The organism is Paenibacillus oryzisoli, from assembly GCF_001653565.1.
Classification (GTDB): domain Bacteria; phylum Bacillota; class Bacilli; order Paenibacillales; family NBRC-103111; genus Paenibacillus_E; species Paenibacillus_E oryzisoli.
On record NZ_LYPB01000089.1, the window covers coordinates 90,579 to 109,275 of the forward strand.

19 protein-coding genes are annotated in these 18,697 nt (G+C 39.3%); all 19 read right to left on the reverse strand.

Translation table 11 applies throughout. The annotated features are described in order from the left end of the window. Nucleotides 1-395: 395 nt before the first annotated feature. Nucleotides 396-1,031: an acetyltransferase gene (locus A8708_RS28755; RefSeq protein ID WP_068669493.1), complete on the reverse strand. Its 636-nt coding sequence runs from the start codon at nucleotides 1,029-1,031 to the stop codon at nucleotides 396-398. Beyond that, nucleotides 1,028-2,098, reverse strand: coding sequence for an N-acetylneuraminate synthase (gene neuB / locus A8708_RS28760; RefSeq protein ID WP_068669495.1), 1,071 nt, complete (start codon nucleotides 2,096-2,098; stop codon nucleotides 1,028-1,030). The genes A8708_RS28755 and neuB overlap by 4 nt, the downstream gene beginning before the upstream one ends. A gap of 1 nt (nucleotide 2,099) precedes the next feature. Continuing rightward, nucleotides 2,100-2,768, reverse strand: a complete 669-nt coding sequence (locus tag A8708_RS28765; RefSeq protein WP_068669497.1) for a PIG-L deacetylase family protein — start codon at nucleotides 2,766-2,768, stop codon at nucleotides 2,100-2,102. Further along, nucleotides 2,765-3,652: a methionyl-tRNA formyltransferase gene (locus A8708_RS28770; RefSeq protein WP_068669498.1), complete on the reverse strand. Its 888-nt coding sequence runs from the start codon at nucleotides 3,650-3,652 to the stop codon at nucleotides 2,765-2,767. Before A8708_RS28770 ends, A8708_RS28765 begins: the two co-directional genes overlap by 4 nt. Beyond that, complete coding sequence (neuC, locus tag A8708_RS28775; RefSeq protein WP_068669500.1) at nucleotides 3,649-4,824, reverse strand: UDP-N-acetylglucosamine 2-epimerase; 1,176 nt, start codon at nucleotides 4,822-4,824, stop codon at nucleotides 3,649-3,651. The genes A8708_RS28770 and neuC overlap by 4 nt, the downstream gene beginning before the upstream one ends. Beyond that, nucleotides 4,817-5,998, reverse strand: a complete 1,182-nt coding sequence (locus A8708_RS28780) for a LegC family aminotransferase (RefSeq protein WP_068669501.1) — start codon at nucleotides 5,996-5,998, stop codon at nucleotides 4,817-4,819. Before A8708_RS28780 ends, neuC begins: the two co-directional genes overlap by 8 nt. Next, nucleotides 5,995-7,005: an NAD-dependent 4,6-dehydratase LegB gene (locus A8708_RS28785; protein WP_068669502.1), complete on the reverse strand. Its 1,011-nt coding sequence runs from the start codon at nucleotides 7,003-7,005 to the stop codon at nucleotides 5,995-5,997. Before A8708_RS28785 ends, A8708_RS28780 begins: the two co-directional genes overlap by 4 nt. A 14-nt stretch (nucleotides 7,006-7,019) precedes the next feature. Further along, nucleotides 7,020-7,709 (reverse strand): acylneuraminate cytidylyltransferase family protein, encoded by a 690-nt coding sequence (locus A8708_RS28790; protein WP_068669504.1) that lies wholly within the window; start codon nucleotides 7,707-7,709, stop codon nucleotides 7,020-7,022. Then, nucleotides 7,706-8,752, reverse strand: a complete 1,047-nt coding sequence (locus A8708_RS28795) for a nucleotidyltransferase family protein (RefSeq protein WP_068669505.1) — start codon at nucleotides 8,750-8,752, stop codon at nucleotides 7,706-7,708. The genes A8708_RS28790 and A8708_RS28795 overlap by 4 nt, the downstream gene beginning before the upstream one ends. Nucleotides 8,753-9,197: 445 nt before the next feature. Further along, nucleotides 9,198-10,190, reverse strand: a complete 993-nt coding sequence (locus A8708_RS28800) for a UDP-N-acetylglucosamine 4,6-dehydratase family protein (RefSeq protein ID WP_068669506.1) — start codon at nucleotides 10,188-10,190, stop codon at nucleotides 9,198-9,200. Nucleotides 10,191-10,209: 19 nt separating this feature from the next. Next, entirely contained in the window at nucleotides 10,210-12,066 is a 1,857-nt protein-coding gene (locus A8708_RS28805) for a motility associated factor glycosyltransferase family protein (RefSeq protein ID WP_068669508.1), read from the reverse strand. After that, complete coding sequence (locus tag A8708_RS28810; RefSeq protein WP_068669509.1) at nucleotides 12,053-12,466, reverse strand: hypothetical protein; 414 nt, start codon at nucleotides 12,464-12,466, stop codon at nucleotides 12,053-12,055. The genes A8708_RS28805 and A8708_RS28810 overlap by 14 nt, the downstream gene beginning before the upstream one ends. A gap of 138 nt (nucleotides 12,467-12,604) precedes the next feature. Then, the gene (locus tag A8708_RS36910) at nucleotides 12,605-14,212 is read right to left on the reverse strand and encodes a flagellin N-terminal helical domain-containing protein (RefSeq protein WP_068669511.1); all 1,608 of its coding nucleotides are present in this window, start codon (nucleotides 14,210-14,212) and stop codon (nucleotides 12,605-12,607) included. A gap of 171 nt (nucleotides 14,213-14,383) precedes the next feature. Continuing rightward, nucleotides 14,384-14,614: a carbon storage regulator CsrA gene (csrA, locus tag A8708_RS28820; protein WP_068669513.1), complete on the reverse strand. Its 231-nt coding sequence runs from the start codon at nucleotides 14,612-14,614 to the stop codon at nucleotides 14,384-14,386. A gap of 5 nt (nucleotides 14,615-14,619) precedes the next feature. Continuing rightward, a complete protein-coding gene (gene fliW / locus A8708_RS28825) occupies nucleotides 14,620-15,075 on the reverse strand; it encodes a flagellar assembly protein FliW (RefSeq protein WP_068669515.1) in 456 nt (151 codons plus the stop codon). Nucleotides 15,076-15,144: 69 nt separating this feature from the next. After that, nucleotides 15,145-15,714, reverse strand: a complete 570-nt coding sequence (locus A8708_RS28830) for a DUF6470 family protein (RefSeq protein WP_068669516.1) — start codon at nucleotides 15,712-15,714, stop codon at nucleotides 15,145-15,147. A 25-nt stretch (nucleotides 15,715-15,739) separates the two neighbouring features. Beyond that, nucleotides 15,740-16,639, reverse strand: a complete 900-nt coding sequence (gene flgL, locus A8708_RS28835; RefSeq protein WP_068669517.1) for a flagellar hook-associated protein FlgL — start codon at nucleotides 16,637-16,639, stop codon at nucleotides 15,740-15,742. A 39-nt stretch (nucleotides 16,640-16,678) separates the two neighbouring features. Beyond that, a complete protein-coding gene (gene flgK / locus A8708_RS28840; protein WP_068669518.1) occupies nucleotides 16,679-18,124 on the reverse strand; it encodes a flagellar hook-associated protein FlgK in 1,446 nt (481 codons plus the stop codon). A 47-nt stretch (nucleotides 18,125-18,171) separates the two neighbouring features. Then, entirely contained in the window at nucleotides 18,172-18,669 is a 498-nt protein-coding gene (locus A8708_RS28845; protein WP_068669519.1) for a flagellar protein FlgN, read from the reverse strand. Nucleotides 18,670-18,697 lie beyond the last annotated feature (28 nt).

Genomic DNA, 18,697 nt, shown 5'->3' on the forward strand with positions numbered 1-18,697 from the left:
AGTATATTTTTTCTTACAAATATCTACTGACAAACCATTATTCCAATTTAATTGATCATGAATGCTTCAAGCAATAAGAGTATTCGAATACCTAAAGGAAGCTAGTGTAAGTTTGAGATCGTCAAATAAATGAACCTACGTCTACGTTTACTCACGAACGACTTATGCAAGTGCGAAGGAAGATAAGGTAAAACCACTTTCCATCATCTAACCAACGCCAAATTATCCGTCAAAGTAATCCCCTATCCGCCAGAAAGTCGATTCCATCTACATTGGAATTGTTACATAAATAGTAACAGACACAAATGCAAGATCAGATAACAGCTATTTACAGTCGTGACTACCAAGTTTTCTTAACGTACCCCTTCCCCTCTAGAATACTCCTAAACTCCTAGTTAAAGTTCCTTCGCCGGAATACCACGTACGACACTGAATTCTCTAACTTCCTTCGTAACCACAGCGCCTGCTGCGACTAAACTATTTCTTCCAATATGTATACCCTGAATAATTGTGGCTCCCGTACCGATATGAACGCCATCATCAACTGTAATCCCACCAGACAATGTTGCCCCTGGCGCAACGTGTACGTGATTACCAATCTTACAATCGTGGTCAACAGAAGCCTTTGTACTCACGATTGAATTCACCCCAATTACACTATCTGTTTGAATGATCGCTCCGGCCATTATTTGCGCTCCTTCTAGCAGCCGCGCGTTCTGACTGATAATGGCTGATGGATGAACTACAGTTGCGAATGTATATCCTTTACTTTTGAACATTTTGAAAATCTCTTCTCTTTTTGCTGTGGATTTAACCGATCCCAATCCATTTACAAGCAAAACTTTATCAGGCTGATGTTCAAATATATCAGCATCGCTACTTAAAACGTGGATACCATTGTCAACATTCTGAATAAAAGTCATATCCGGCGAGCAAATACCAGTAATTTCGATATTCTGGATTTGTAAAATATCGATTAATACTTTTGCATGGCCGCCACTGCCAAGTATAATGACTGGTGTTTTTGTCAAATCAAATCATCCTCATCATAATCTTTTTGGGCAGTCTCCCCAATATAGTCCCAATAATAAATTGGTGAGACACCATTTCCAGGACGCTTTACGCCAATATTTTCTTCTGTGAAATATTCACCCTTTTGAATTGGCTTAATTGCGACTAAACTTTTACGTACGACTAATTTATTTTTTATTTCGGATTGCGTGGCACTTTTTATCTTTATTCCAAGTGATTCTTCAACTTGACGAATTGAGTGAATCATTGCTTTTAATTCTTGGGGCTCTAATGAGGCTCTATGATCTGGACCAGGCATTGTTCGATCTAAAGTGAAATGTTTCTCAATCAAATAAGCCCCTCTTGCAACTGCTGCGATTGGTATTGCAATTCCTTCCGTATGATCTGACAACCCGACAGGCAATTGAAATGCCAACTTTAGTGTATCCATTGCTCGCAAATTCACTTCAACAAATGGGGTTGGATATTCCGTTGTACAATGTAATATTGAAACATATTCCTTGAGGAGTCTATGACCTTCAACAGATGCATATGATCTTTGAATACTCTCTTCGGAAGGATTTCCTTTTTCATGAAGTAATCCGAATGCTAGAATTGAAAGTGCATGCTCAATCTCACCGAGGGAACTCATTCCAGTCGATAATATAATTTTCTTTTTAAATCTTGCTATTTTCAATAAAAAAGGCGCATTTGTTATTTCACCTGATGGAATTTTAATAATTGGTAATTTCAAATCTTCTGCTAAGAAGTACAAGCTATCTTCGTCAAAGGGTGTTGATAAAAACATAATGCCATTCTTTTTACAATGATCTATTAGTAAGTGGTGATCCTCAATTGATAACTCTAACTTTTTTAACATATTGAGTTGATTTTCAGTGGCATCTGTTGTTGATTTCTGATAACCAGCTTTTTCTGCTAATTTACTGACTAGCTTTTCCGATCTAAATGTTTGGAATTTTACAACATCGGCACCACAATCTGCGGCTACTTCAATCAGCCTTTTAGCCAGCTCGATATCACCGTTATGGTTCACACCTGCTTCGGCAACGATAAAAGTCCTTTCCATCTCATAGCCTCTCCCTTATTAACATAAACGCTTCCGCTGCATCAAACCCCGAAGCTGCCCCTCTTAAATAGGCTAAAGATTTAATCGCTTTTTCACTCCTTGGGAATGGAAATTCACCCATTTCACTTGCAAACACATTCATTATTTCTATTTTTTTATTAAGGAAAGTACTGATGTCGACAAATACATTTGGTGAAAAACCGTTATTGTCTGGATTTACTCCAAAATCAGTTTCCGATAAAGTTTCGTACACTAGCACCCGATTCACACTTGGATAACGAAACCACTTCGTACAAGAAATTGTCGCATCAAAAACAGCAGCATGATCCGAATGAGCATCCCCACGATAAGGGACTAAGCAAATTGTAGGCTGAATTTTTTGAAAAATCTTACCAATCTCTCCAACGAGCTTGTACATTGGAATAGAATCTAATTGTGTAGTTGGGAACTTTAGTTGATGGACTGTAGTAAACTGATAAAGCAATGACGTTTTCTCAATCTCCTCTTCTCTACAATTGATGCGCTCTTTAGAGAATCCATTTTCTTCATTTATATGTGTGACGATCAGCCAATGAATTTCATCACCATTTTCTAAATGCTTTAATAATGTTCCACCACAGCCTAGCGTTTCATCATCTGGATGAGGTGCTACTACCAAAACCTTATTCATAGATATCCCCCTTCTGTTGGGAGTTCATCAAGATCATGTTCAAGAAGGCTTATTATTCCTTCCCCACACTTAATATACACAGTATTATTAGTAACCTTAAGTATCTTACCTGGCTCAATATTCTCAGATGTATCATCGGGGTTAACAACTCTTGATTTCCATACTTTCACTTCTTTTTCCTGGTATACAAAATGAGCTCCTACATAGGGCTTAGTTAATGCTCGAATTAAATTATATATGCTTTTCGCGGACATTCGCCAATCTATCTGCCCATCCTGCTTATTTCTTTTTCTCCAAGAATTTGATTGATCATGTTTCTGAGGGACTTTCTTATACGTATTTTGAATAAGTTGTTCAGTAAAGCTTGGTATTTGTAATAATGCCTTTTCTTCTATTTTTCTATAAAGTGTGCCCGCATCATCATGATCACTAATTTCAATTTCCTCTTGGCTAATAATATCTCCAGTATCCGCTTCATTCGTCATTAAAAAATAAGTGGATGCCGTTTTTCTTAGCCCCAACGCTAATGCCCATATAATTGGGTGCCTTCCACGATTTTGGGGGAGTGCCGCTGGATGAAATCCAATAATCCCTTTTTCAGGAATATCTAGTACGTCTTGATCCAATAAGTGGGACCAACCTAAACAATAAATAACATCCGGGTTAAATTCTTTTATCCAATCCTTTAACTGAAGATTGTTTTTTTCATATAGTAAAACTGGGATTTGATACTCACTACATAGTGGTTCTAAAGATTGAAAATCTGCATTAAAGGGGGATTGTTTTTTTGTAACAACACCTACTACCTCCGCCTCTGTATCTCTTAAAATACATTGCAGTGCTTTGTAACTAAAAGCGACACAACCAATAAAAATTATTCTCATACATTCACATCCACATCGTAGAATGTTTTTTTCACTATACCATCAAGTTGGATAGTCTTTAAAATTTGTGCAATTTGCTTCGATGTGTTTCCGTGTCCACCATATTCTGATCTCATATTTAATAATTGAGAATTGAAATCTTTGGTGAGTGCTTTTTGAATACTATTTTTAATCTCTGTTGCTTGATCATCACAGTCAATAACAGATGCAGTTTTAATCCGTCCTTTTTGACGATCTCCAATATTAACTGTAGGTTTTTTAAATGCTGGTACTTCAATTAGCCCACTCGAGGAATTGCCTATCACTACATCGCAATGTTTTATAGCACTTAAATACCTCTTTTGACCTAAAGATGCGAATATTTTGCAACGTCCTTTATTGTTTTCTACATACTCTCCAAGCAATTGATTAATGATTCGACCGTTGGTATCTGAATTTGATTTCGTAAAGATAATTGAAGCATTCGGAAAGTAGTCCAGCGCGGCCAATAACTCCTTAACATGTTCCTCTGACGTATTCTCTTCTAAAGTAACAGGATGATATGTCACTAGGAATGTTTGCTCATTAAATCGAATACCGATGCTTTCCTGTAATTCTTCTTTACTTAATAAATTCAGATTTCCAATATAGTCAAGACCGGGTGCACCGAAATTAAAGACATTGTCAGGTTGTTCTCCTAACTGAATAACTCTTCTCCGGTATGCCTCAGTTGCAACAAAGTGAATTTGAGACATTTTCGTAATTGAATGCCTTAAACCTTCGTCAATCAACCCTTCTGTCAATTCTCCACCATGAATATGTGCTATAGGAATTCTAAGAATCATCGCTGATTGAACAGCAGAAAAAATTTCAAATCTATCACCAAGCACAACTATTATATTTGGATTTAAACGTTGCAACGTTTCTGCAAAGCTAATTGTTCCAAGTCCAACTGATTTGGCGATCCCGACTGGAGTGTCACTGGACAATAACATCTCAACTTTTTCATTAATAATAAACCCATCATTTTCGATTTGTTTATAAGTTAAACCGAATTCTTGCGACAGGTGCATTCCGGTTGCAACGATTTGAAGATCTATTGACTCATCTTGCTGTAACTCCCTTAAAATCCAATATAACAATCCATATTCAGCTCTAGTACCCGTAACTACGCAAATCTTCCTTTTACTCATTTGTCTCACCTAGCACCACACTACTTGGTATATTAATCAGTTGCATTTCAAGGCCTTCTGCAATAGTTAAATCCATTTTCGGATACTCCGCAAACATCGGCAATTTATGCATTAAGGTCCAAGCTGGTCTTGACATGATTCCTTGATCATTTAATTTTTCTAATAAATAATCGCGTTTTGTTATATCTGGTTTATTCAATAAAATTGCATTTAACCAATAATTACTTTTCGCAAATTCGGGTTCGACCATGAAAGAAACACAATCCACTTCTGTAATAACTTTTCGATAAGAATCAGCCAGTGCTCGTTTCTTAATTAAGAATTGCTCAAGCTGTTCCAATTGCGCACATCCCAAAGCTGCATTAATATTTGGAAGCCGGTAGTTAAAGCCTATTTGATCATGATTAAACGCCCATTTATGCGGAATTTTAGCAGTAGTTGTTATATGTTTAGCGAACTTCGCCAACGACTCATCATTCGTTAGAATGGCACCACCACCGCCGGTAGTAATGACTTTATTCCCATTAAAACTTAAAGCGGATAGTTTTCCAAAATTGCCTGTATGTTGACCCTTATAATAGGAACCTAGTGATTCAGCTGCGTCTTCTATGAGTTCTATATGATAATTGGCGCATATTTCCATTAGTGGATCTAGATCCACAGGATGGCCAAAAGTATGCATGGGTACGACTGCTTTAATACGACGACCCGTTATTTTGTTATAACAATGACCTCGTTTAACTTCGGTAATATCCCTTAAATAGTTACTTAGCTTGAACGGGTCAAGCCCCAAGGTTCTCATTTCACTATCGGCAAAGTGCGGAATCGCTCCACAATAAGAAACCGCGTTCGCCGTTGCTATGAATGTAAAAGAAGGAATGAGAACTTCATCATTCTGTTCTACGCCAGCTAATTTTAGACAAATATGTAGGGCTGCTGTCCCATTAACAACGGCAATCGCATTATTAACACCTGTATATTCCGCTAAATCTTGCTCAAATCTATCAACGAATTTGCCGACCGAAGAGACCCAGCCTGTATCCAAGCATTCTTTCACATATTCCCACTCGTTTCCACAAAAACGAGGTTCGTGCAAAGCAATAAATTTTTGGTCACCAGGTAAAGCTGATGAAACTACTTTCACTAATTTGTCTAAATCCCCTGAATCCCTCATATGTTGTACCGATCCGCTTTATAAGTCGACAGATTATGAGGGTTTGTGAACCACTCTACAGTTTCCCTTAAACCTCTTTTAAACCCTTCACGTCCACCATACTTTGGTTCCCAGCCTAATATTCGTTTAGCTTTAGCATTATCCGCCCAAAGTCGTTCAACCTCACTCTTTTCAGGTCGAATTCGCATCTCGTCGGTATTAACCTTCACCTTTTCATTCATGACTTCAGCTATTAATTCAACCGTTTCACCAATTGAGATTTCAAAATTACTGCCAATATTGATTACCTCACCGAGCGACTGGTCTGATTGTGCGACAGAGATGAAACCGTCCACAGTATCTTTTACAAAGTTAAAGTCCCGCGTCGTATTCAGAGCGCCTAGTTTAATGTTCGTTAACCCATTTGCAATTTGCGTAATGATAGTTGGGATTACGGCACGAGCAGATTGACGAGGACCGTAGGTATTGAAAGGTCTAATAATGGAAACAGGCAGACTAAATGAATCGTAAAATGACATCGCAATCTGATCTGCGCCAATTTTAGAGGCCGAATATGGAGATTGCCCTCGTAGTGGATGCTGTTCAGTGATGGGCACGAACTGAGCTGTTCCATAAACCTCACTAGTTGAAGTATGGACAACTTTTTGAACTTCTAATTCACGTGCTGCTTGTATGACGTTTAAGGTACCCTTCACATTCGTGTCTATATACGTATCCGGTGAATGATATGAATACGGGATGGCTATTAAAGCCGCGAGATGTAAAACAACATCGCAACTCTTCACCGCGACTTTTACGCCGTATGGGTCACGAATATCCCCTGCAAACACATCCAGACTCCCTTTTATGTCATTTGGAGCTTGATCTAACCATCCCCAAGAATTAAAAGAATTATAAAGTACAAAAGCACGGACATCATGTCCTCTTCGGATCAATTCTTCCGTTAAATGAGATCCAATAAAACCATCCGCGCCTGTTACAAGAATCTTTTTATTGGTTAAATCCATTTCATTCCCTCCATCTAACATCGCAATCCCAAATAATACTCAAGTAATACAAAGTCAATCTCGTTATCTATATCTAGAGACCGTGCAGAATCCATGATATAAGCCACAGTTTTGTCTGTTAGAAATGATTTACTCTCTTTGAGCCAGTTGCAATTAGCAATGTAGATAGCACCATTTAGTATAAATGTTGGCGGCAAATCTTGTCTTCTTAAATACATTGTTTCATTATCATTAACTATTGGTCTTAGATTTCCGTCAATTACTTTGTACATCCAGTATGGGTTCTCACTTGTTCTGCATACTGAAACACAACATAAAGCATTTTTACTGAAACAATACTCAATTGCATTATCTATATCCTCAACACTTCTTAGCGGCGACGTAGGCTGAAGCATTATAACATAATCATAATCCGGTAAGTGATCTAGAGCATGCAATACCGGATCAATTCCTGGCGTATCATCTTTCGCTAAATTTGCAGGTCTAACAAAAGGAATATCACAACCCCATTGATCTGCAACTTTTATTATTTCTTCATCTTCCGAGGATAAGACAACTCTATCTATATACTTTGATTTTTTAGCCTCTTCTATCGTCCATGCAATTAATGGTTTGTCTTGAACAACAAGAATATTTTTCCCTGGAACACCTTTCGATCCACCTCTTGCAGGAATGAGAGCTAATATTTTTTTGTTTTGAATCATTCAAAAACACCTCTGTACTCGTTATTGGCCTTTTGAAAGTCATCTATCCTCCCAATATCCATCCAGTATTCTCGAATAGAATAAATAGCTGCCTCTATCTCTTGCTCGGATAATGAGGCAAACAGTGTAGGCATATCATAATAAGTATTCCTAGGTATGTATTCGATTACATTGGGGTTCAAAACATAAATGCCCGCACTGACATAATACCGTTGTAATGGTTTTTCTACGATGTTTACAAATCTATTTTTCCTCACTTCAACTACGCCATAAGGAACCTGATATTCATATTCCCTGACACACATCGTTGCGGCAGTGTTCTCTTTACTGTGAAAATCCACTAGATGCTTAAAGTTTGTTTTTGTTAACAAATCACCATTCATAATAACTAATGGGGATGTAAGTAACGAAGGTAACAACGATAGCGCTCCTGCAGTACCCATACGCTGATCTTCTCGGATATACCGAATAACGACCCCCCATTTTGATCCGTCACCGAAATAATCTTCAACCATTTCCGCTTTATAATTAACAGATATATAGAACTTCGTAAATCCATAGCTTTTGAAATTTTCAATTATAGTTTCAAGTAATGGCTTTCCGCCAATTGGTAGCAGCGGCTTGGGACAATTTTCAGTTAACGGCATTAATCTTGTTCCTAAACCTCCAGCCATTAACACAACCCAATGATCCATGGGATCCGGTTCCAATATATGATTCAACGTCTCTAAAAAAACAATTCTTCCCTCACTATCAACGATAGGCAAATGTCGAATGTTTTTTTGCCTCATGACATTCAGTGCTAGTTCTTGAGTATATTCCTCGGTTAAACAGATTGGATTCCGATTCATAATGAAGCCTACTGGCTCTTGCAAGGATACTCCTTTTAAGATAGCCCTTCTAATATCACCATCAGTAACCGTCCCAAGTAATTTGTATTGTCTATCTACGATCAAAGCAATCTGCATAGCAGATGAATCAATAACCCCTAGGACCCTTACAATTGTAGTTTCGAAGGACACAACTATATCTTTCCAATTCATTGTGGTTTCCTACTCTCTATAAACTACCCTAATATTACTTCCCATTAAATAATAATGATTACGCGGCCTCCTCAATCATTTCAAAAATAAGTTCCTTTACTATACTGGGAATAACCGTTGTTCCGACCAAAAAACAATGTCCAATACAAGAAGAAAACGCCCACCAAATAGTAACGACTTTCACTTTAAACTTGTTCATTGATAGCATCACCATGGCACTCCATACGGCAGCATATTAGCCCTTTGTTCATCAGTTATTAAATAAAGTCACCTTACATAAGGTGACCTTCCGAATCCATCCTCCTTTTTTCTGCCCTCTTTTTCTACGTCGCTTTTGCAGCGTCCAGCTTTCTAATTTTTTATTTTCTACTAATTTAATATAGAAACTTTTGGATTTCACTTACGAGTGTATATCCGGTTGCTGCTAAATAGCTGGATAACTACCCTAGATCAACTTTTCAGACAGCAGCCATTCTCCCAAAACCTCTTTACTAATCGAAGCATCTGTTCCTATCGAGGGTTTTGCCAGTGTTCTAACTGCTTCGTTGTATTCATGGTCGGTAAAATGCGAAGGGATGATGTACATGTCGGGCGTCTCAAACGAACCGATAACCTCGTCATCAGACATCAGTTCCTCGTACATCTTTTCACCAGGGCGTAAACCAATCTCTTTAATTTCAACCGACTCAGTGATACGATGTTTTTCGGATACTTTCTCGATCATAACCTCAGCCAAATCTGATAAATTAATTACAGGCATCTTCAGAACGAATACCTCTCCCCCCTTAGCTAACTCGTTAGCCTTGAGCATAAGAGAAATTGCTTGATTCGGGGTCATCATATACCTTTTCATCATCATATCTGTTACTGTAATGCAATGGTCCTCTAAAATTTGTTTCTTAAACAGAGGAATTACCGAGCCTCGAGAACACATTACATTTCCAAAGCGTACCGACGAGAATACCGTCTGTTTCGGGCCCTTCTGATATTCGGCCGCGGAAATTAATCGCTCAGAAGTAAGCTTAGTAGCTCCATACGTGTTTGTAGGAGATATCGCTTTATCCGTACTGGTGAATAGGACCTTCTTTACCTTTGCTGCAATTGCAGCTTGAATCACATTTTGAGTCCCTAATACATTCGTTTTCACAGCTTCGAATGGATTGTACTCACAAGCTGGTACATGCTTCATCGCAGCAAGATGAAACACATAGTCGATGTCTTCCATTGCCCTCAGAAGTCTTACCTCATCACGAATATCCCCAATTAAATAGCGGATATTCCTATGTTCCTTAAACTCCTGCTGCATTTCATACTGCTTATGCTCATCTCTGCTATAAATACGAACTACAGAAGGACTATAAGACAGAATCGCTTTCAGCAAGTGCTGCCCAATTGTGCCAGTTCCGCCAGTTATTAAAACTTTTTTATTTGTGTACATATGAAATACAGCCCCACTTCTAATTGATCATCGCACTTTTTTGATCCAGGGCAGATTGCAAAGATCTTTGCATATTTAAGTATAACGGATCAATCATTACCAAATCCCTCTGGATATCATAAACAACTTTGCCGATCTTCTCAATAATCTTCGTTGTTTTAACCAATATGTCTGGTTCATGCACTATAGCATCGAATTGTTTAGTTAGCCACTCAAGCTGAAGCATATTCATCGGCTTAAGAACGGTTTTGTAAAATTCATTTGTTTGAAAAGCATCAAACACAGTATCAAACTTTTGCGTTAGTTTGAACGCTTTTTTAGCATTTTTTTGATTAACACTGCGATTCATATCATTAAAAATCCCAATAACTTCATCGATCTGCTTAACAAAGAGCACTCTCTTCTCTTCCAAGAACTTTGCTCGCTCCATTAGGTAATTCGGATCATATCCTGGCCCTTCATTGGCATACCATTTCAAATCCACGACTTCTTCATTTAAATACTTCTTTATGACATCGCTTAAATCCATAAATTGAGTTCCTTGAATCTTAGCGCCACCTTGTGTTGTATTAATAAAGGTTCTATCTGGGTACTTTTTCAGATGTAACTCCATCTCAAGTCTCATTGTATTAAGTGACCAGTCAGTTTGAATAAGACTACCAAAAACATCTTCCACTTGGAAAGAAGCATCTAGATCACTTTGGACAAGTACCTTGACGTTTTCAAGACCACTTGCATAATAGTTATTATTACGGTAACCAAGATTTTGACCGACCAAAACAATTGGATTGCAGCGCATTTCAGAAAATAATTGCAAAGCTATTACCGCAATTGATGGAGCATCATCAACCTTCACAAGCGCTTTATCATTTTCCTTTTTTAATATCATACCCGCAATGGGATCTTTATTTGTAAAAAGAGACAACAACGGTCCAGGATAGTCCTTCAGTGTTCCAGCACCTACAGTTGATCCATAAATAAGTGGAATGTCTGTAATCTTCTCGTCAATCACTTTTTTGAAGACATTCACATTATGAAAATGAGGATCATAGGTACAAGCTCCGTCAGGAATAATACCATGGTTTAATAAAGGTGTAATCGCTGAACCAACAGCAAAGATATACGCAGATTTTTGCTCCTTAATATATTTGAGGTTTTCGATTTCTTCAACTAATGAAGGCCCTGCAGCGACGATAAGAACAGGCTTCCCTTCAAAAGAGGTTTTTTTATCAAATATATTGCCCGCTTGAACTGTATATTTAAAGTTATCAAGACTGTTAATAATCCATTTCTTCTCGAATGCATATCTTACCTGAAACATTTTTCGAGCTTCTTGAAGATAATACTGCATACTCTCAGAAAATATTTTATACGCAGCCGCATAGACACGCTCGTAGCTCGGCAAAGTAATAATCGTAACTTGTCCGTCAGTTTGGTTTACAAAATCTTGTACACTGGCCTTGCATTGCTCTGCATCGCTTCCCACATAAATATGTCTGAGCATTTTCCATTTTTTTAGGTTTTGGTACGATATAAAAGCGCGAAACACTTCAATGTCTGGCTCAAAAATTGAAAACGGAATTGCTGGAAAATGCTTTATAAACGATTCGATATGATATCCGAGCCCCACACCATAAAAAAGCACGTGATTATGCTCAACATCGACAAACTGTTCGATAAACTTCTCAGCCTCATGCACCGGATTATACTTACTATGTAAGTAATCGATATGTCCAGAATGACTAGCTGCTAATGTTGGATGCCCCGACTTCGTTTCTATAACTTCTACAGTATCATTACGACCATTTAAATCGATTCTGTTTGTAAGAAAGGGATATCTGGACTTTAAAAACACTACATTGTCAGTTAGTTTCATTTTGAGCAACCTCATGTTTAATTATCATCGAAACAACGCTATGCAGTCCTTCTAATTTAGGCAACACTTCGTAATTCAAGATATCCCCAACTGCGACCGGATCTTTATCGCTTATCGCATCATTCAGCGTCTGCAATTCGTGAGAAATCGCGTTCATCGCTTGTTCAACATCTTTCCAAGCTTCATAGGAAGAACCCCCAGCTTGCGCCAACGTTTCAAACACCTGAAAGATCCACAAAAACGCTTCAGTTAGTTGCGGCAATTCCCCCCATGGCTGTTGTTCAATAGATTTATAAAAACGATCCGCTAACTCCTTCATCAAAGGCAAAGAACGATTCAGATATTGCTCCCAGCTCATTATTACTTCGTTTAATTGGGAGTTAATAGGGTTATTTTGCATAAGGCACCTCTTCAATATATATCCTGTGTTATGTAGTCTTATACAATATTATCGGTTTTTGTCGAACAATAATAAAGAGGTAATAACAAGAAAAGACTGGGAAGAAAAGCCCCAGTCTTGATAAATATAAAATAGATATTAACGAAGCAATTGCAGAACGCCTTGTGGTTGTTGGTTTGCTTGAGCCAACATAGCTTGAGCTGCTTGGGAAAGGATGTTGTTCTTCGTGAAGTCCATCATTTCTTTCGCCATATCAACGTCACGAATACGGGATTCAGCGGAAGTCAAGTTCTCAGAAGCTGTTTGCAAGTTGTTGATTGTGTGCTCCAAACGGTTTTGTACAGCACCCATTTTGGAACGTTGGGAAGAAACGTTTTTGATTGCACTATCAAGTTTATCTAGAGCTTGGGATGCACTTGTAGCCGTTGAAACATCTACATCAGCTACACCAAGAGCAGTCGCTCTCATATCGCCAATACCAAAACTGATTGTTTGTCCACGGTTCGCACCAATTTGGAAAGTAACTCCGCCACCACTCATGCCTTCTGTTTGAGCTGCGCTCAATCCAAGATCTTTAATAAATGTACTGCCCTCTTTATCAGATAGCTGAACAGCACCGGATTCGCTAGTAATTTGGAATCTGCCATCCTTCGTCACGTTAACAACAACATCTTGCAAGTACCCAGGGTCACTTTCAGTTTTACCTGTGTTATGAGTCGCAATTGCAGTATTAATCGCACTTTGGATAGTTGATGCAGCGCCACTCATGGTTGTAGTTCCGCCAGTAATGGCAGATGAAAACGTGATTTCTCTAAAATCAATATCACCAATTTTCAACCATGCTGTTGAATTACTACCTACTGTTGTTCCATTGTATAATGTGCTTCCTGAAGTTGCCGTTGTACTTAATCCAGTAGCTGCAAGAACGCCACCAGACGCTACTTCTAACTTAGAGTCTTTTCCTGCAGTTCCACTTTTCAATACTAAAGCGCCGCTTGAATCTATATAGCCTGATACATGCGCAACATTCTTACCTGATGCATCAATTGCCTCATTAATTTTATTGATAATCAAGTCTTTAGCAGCATTCTGTGAAGTGGAACTGCTTGTAACACCGCTCAGAATACCTTTTTCAGAACTAGTAAGGTTTTGCCAGTTGATTTTAATTTCGTTTCCATCAATTTTTAGCGTTTCTTCAGTAAATGAAGCTGAACTTAAAGTCCCACTATCGATTGAAGCACCACCAGTAAGAACAGCCCCAGATAACTTAGCTACAACAGCCCCAGTTGTTGAATCAGTAGCAACGCTTGCACCGCCACCATTCTTCAAGTTACCATTCAACAATTTTTGAGTATTGAACTCAGTTGTGTTACCGATACGATCGATTTCGTCTTTCAATTGTTTTACTTCTTCTTGAATCGCTGTACGATCGTCGTTTGTGTTCGTTCCGTTTGCGGATTGGTCAGCCAATTCGCGCATACGCTGAAGGATGGAGTGAGTTTCGTTCAATGCACCCTCAGCTGTTTGGATCAAGGAGATACCATCTTGAGCATTTTTGGAAGCCATATCCAAACCACGGATTTGTGCTCTCATTTTCTCGGAGATTGCTAGACCAGCTGCATCATCACCAGCGCGGTTGATGCGAAGACCGGAAGACAATTTCTCAAGGGATTTGCTTGCTGCTGCTGTGTTACCCGTCAATTGACGGTGAGTGTTCGCTGCTGCGATATTGTGATTAATTCTCATGTGTTTCTTCCTCCTGAAGGTTCGTTTGATCCACATCCATGTGGATTTATTTTGAGCTCACAAGCGGGTCGGCCGCCCAGCTTGAGGCCCGTTGTTATATATATCGTCCTAGCGATTCCGAAAGTTTATAGGTAATTACAAAAAAATGTCGACCAGGGTCGACATTCCGCTTTATTTGGACTTATTCATTAATTTGCTTAGGTTTAAAGGACTAATCGGATTAGAAATCGCCTCTTTATTCGATTCCTGTATGTTCTGATAGATCTCTTTGCGGAAAACTTCGACATGTTTTGGAGCGCGAATGCCGACACGAATCGTGTCTCCCTCGCTGCCCAGAACGACGATCTCGATCTGATCACCGATCATAATCGACTCTCCTTTTTTCCTGGCCAATACGAGCATACTCCTCACCCCTCCACTTGTGTTGGTTCGCCTACTTCGCTTAACACGATTTCATGTTTGACGTTGTACTCCGAGTCGTGCAAGATAATCTGCTTGGCTAACTGCTCTTCTACATTCCATATGATAGGCGCCAGGAGGTTAAGTGTAATTTTCGTAAAATCATCATTTACCGTAACGACGGACCAGACTTGCACATCCTCAGGTTTCTCAATGTTTAATTCAGTCTGCACAGCGTCGGGAATACTTAATTCATAATCTTTAAAGAAAAGAAAAGGGTCTGTTACCAAAAAAGTAAGACCGCCTTCTTGCACGGATTGGAAATATGAGAAAGGAGCACTATCAGCTGGCTGAACCAGGGTAAACTTGGTTAGTTCTTCAAAGCCTGGCACTCCTTGTGTAAACGTGACTATATCTGAGTCCTGCACTTCGATCTCTCCGAAAAATAAAGTCGTTATCTTCATCTACCTAGCTCCTTCATTTGAACGAATAAAAAAAGCTATAGAAATCATCTATAGCTTGATTATACCCCATTATGTTTTGAAATCAATTTGTGAGACCGAGATATCTACCTTAGGATATTGTCTCATGTAAATATCCAGCTTACCTCGATTGTAATCAATCTCAGGCTTGTTTACTTGCGCATTAACATTTATTTTGCCGTCCGTAACGTTGATTTCAGCTTTACGTGCAGTGTACGTTATATCGACATTGTCATAACTCGCTTCACCGTAGTAATCGAATTGTGGACGGCTAATACTAAGGTCTTTCGCAATATCAGCAATTGCATTCCCGCCACGATGAATGGCAGCCATTCTATTGCCATCCTCTACGCGCCTGGCGATTCCTTGCATAGCGATTTGAGAGCACTGAGAATAGATCCGGCTCAACGCTGTTAGAATTGGTCCTTGCCCAAGGGCATCCCAAGCTCGGCTTTGATCTATCTCTAATTCTCCTCTAGGCTGTCTTATGTCCTGTTTAGGACGATCGACTTGCATTTCATAAGTAGCTCTAGGCTGTCGAATATCTTGCGTTCCGAGGTCGGCATCTATTCCAATTAGAGCTGGTTGCTGGCTTATTTGTATTTGTGGAATACTTGGCACTTCAACCGCCTCCTAATCGAAATTATTATCGCAAGAAATCAACTAATGTAGGAACAATCACTTTGGATCCGGCAGAAAGCGAAGCCTGATAGACATTCTCTTCCATTTTCAAATTAGTGATGACCAATGACATGTCTGCATCTTCCGTCTTCGATTGCAGACTTTGCAAGTTAATACCAATGTCTTGCAGGCGTTCCTCCGCGAGCTGAACACGATTTGTTTTGGCACCAATATCCGCACGTGCTCCTAGGACTCCACTCATTCGTTGATCCATAAGTTCAATAGACTTCTGAATACCTGGTGTTGTACCTGATGCTAAAGCCGCAGACAAATCTTTTAGAATTTGAAAAGCGTTATTAACATCACCGGATTTACCAAAAATCTCTTCCGCAGTTTTATTCATGGCGATTTGAACGCCAGCACCAATTTCGAACTTAATTTCACCACTATCCGTTACAGCATTAGCTGCATTATCCGGATCAGGAAATGGCGCCTTATCTGTGATTTGCCCATTGAAGACAAATTTCCCATTGAATTGACTGTTTCCGATGTTCGTTAACTGATTATACAACTGGTCAATCTCCGTTTTCATCGCATTCAACGACTCTTCCGAGTTAGTGCCATTCGCAGCTGTTACAGCAAGTTCACGAGCTCTTTGTAATACGCTTCCTGTTTGATCCAACATCGTATCCGTATAATCTAGAAAAGAAACCGTCGCATCGACATTTCTCTGATATTGATCGTTCGTTTCTAACTCACTGCGATAGCGCATAGAGAAACTAATTCCCACTGGATCATCTGAAGGCTTATTGATCTTGCGACCAGTCGACAATTGATCTTGAAGCTTATCCATCCGAGACAAATTCCCATTTAAATTACGTAACAATTGTGTATTCAACATGCCTTGTGTGACGCGAAGAGCCATACCAATTCCACCCCATACCTCTAGTTTTGTTACTTACTTCTATCTGCCTACCATACCCATTGAATTGATTACTTTATCTAGCATCTCATCAAATGTAGTTAAGGAACGCGCTGCCGCGTTGTATGCGTGCTGGTATTTAATCATATCGGCCATTTCTTCATCTAACGAAACACCGCTTACGGATTGACGTCTTGCATCCACTTGATCGACGAGTATTTTCTGGTTAGAAACCTGACGTTGAGCCTCTTGCGTTTGGACCCCGATTTCGGAGACTACTGCACGAAGGAACTCGTCAAATGTCCCACCATTCAAAATGATTTTGGTAACACCCGATCCGTCAAAATTATATTTCTGATTTTTGATTCCCGCCATTTTCAGCGCTAGCTCATTATTACCTTTGACAACATGCTCAACACCACTGGCATCAAAATAAGTCTTCGAAGAAGCTGCAATATTTTCAACATTATCTGTAATATTCGCACTAACTTTGAATGTGGCTGCAGCTGTACTGAAATCAGTAACCGGAGCGAAGAAATCGCCACCCTTTGTAGGAGGGTCTTGCAACGTGTATCCTTCTTTATGCGCCGTATTCACTGAAGTTACAATGGTAGAAACCATCGAATTTAGTTGATTCTTATACTCTGTAACGTAACGTTGATTAGATAGTACAAGTCCATAAAGCTCACCGCTGTTCAAATCAGCTGGATACGCTGAAGCTACCGTATTCTCATCGAACTCCGTTGCAGTGCTTGCCACCACCAAATCCTGATTACCCATCTTCACCCGATAACCGCCGGATTCTTCTTGAACGGAAACATTGATAACCTTAGACAATTCATCGACTAACAAGTCCCGTTGGTCACGAAGATCATTCGCATTATTGCCAAGACCCTCAACCCGGAAAATCTCATTATTCAAGCCGGCAATTTGCTTTAGTGTTGTATTCACTTGTGTGACTTTAACCGTAATATTGTCGTTTAAGTCGGACGCAAGATCGTTCAATTGCTTCGCTGCATGATTAAACGCGTCAGTGACTGCTAATGCACTCTCTTTAACAACAGCTCTTGTCTCCAAATTATCTGGCTGCTTACTCAGCTCTTGCCAAGAATTCCAGAAGTTATCAAGAACTTGGCGAAGACCTGTATTAGAAGGCTCATTAATAATCGCTTCTAATTTCTCTAGAGTATCTTGGCGAACAGTCCACTCGCCTAGACTCTTATTTTCATTCGCATATTGCTTATCTAGAAAAGCTTCACGAATACGTTTCACTTCTGTAAACTGGACACCCTGCCCCATTTGACCAGGGATGGTTGAACGGTTAAAACTTAATGCCTCAATAGGCTCAGAAGCAACCATTTTGACAACCTGGCGTGAAAAGCCTGGCGTATTCGCATTCGCGACGTTATGTCCAGCTGTAGTAAGTGCTGCTTGCTGCGTTAGAATCCCACGCTTGGAAATCTCAATTCCGCCAAAAGTTGATCTCATGGTTCTCTCTCCTATGCCCTACTGGGTATTCTGATTACGTTTTTAACCTAACCTCTTCGATCGAAAAGACCTTGCCGATTTACGCTCTTAACTTGGTTCGGATTTTTGTACATCATATCATCATCTGGCGGTCCAATAATAAGATCCAGTGAATAGTCTACAAAAGCCAATGATTGCTCAATCAATTGTTGATTGATTACGTTATTTAATTTCAATTCCTCTATGGTAACAAGCAGTGTTTGTTGAGCTTTCGTAAGTGCTTGCTTCTCTTCAGCTTTAAAAATAACTTTAATTAAATCACTTACCGTGATATTGGGATTAGGATTGTAACCTCTCGATATCAAGTAAGAACCGATGAATATAATACGTTGTTGATTGGCTTCTGCAATCGCTCTAACCCACTTATTCTCTCGATTAACAATCATATTGAGCTCATCAATATTGTTGTTGACAAGAACCTGCTTCTTTACCTTGGATAGTTCAAGAAGCGCCTCATGTGCTTCCTGCAGTGTGTTCATCGTTTCCAATAAAGGCTGTATGGACATGGTCGTCACCCACTTTTATCTAATGTAT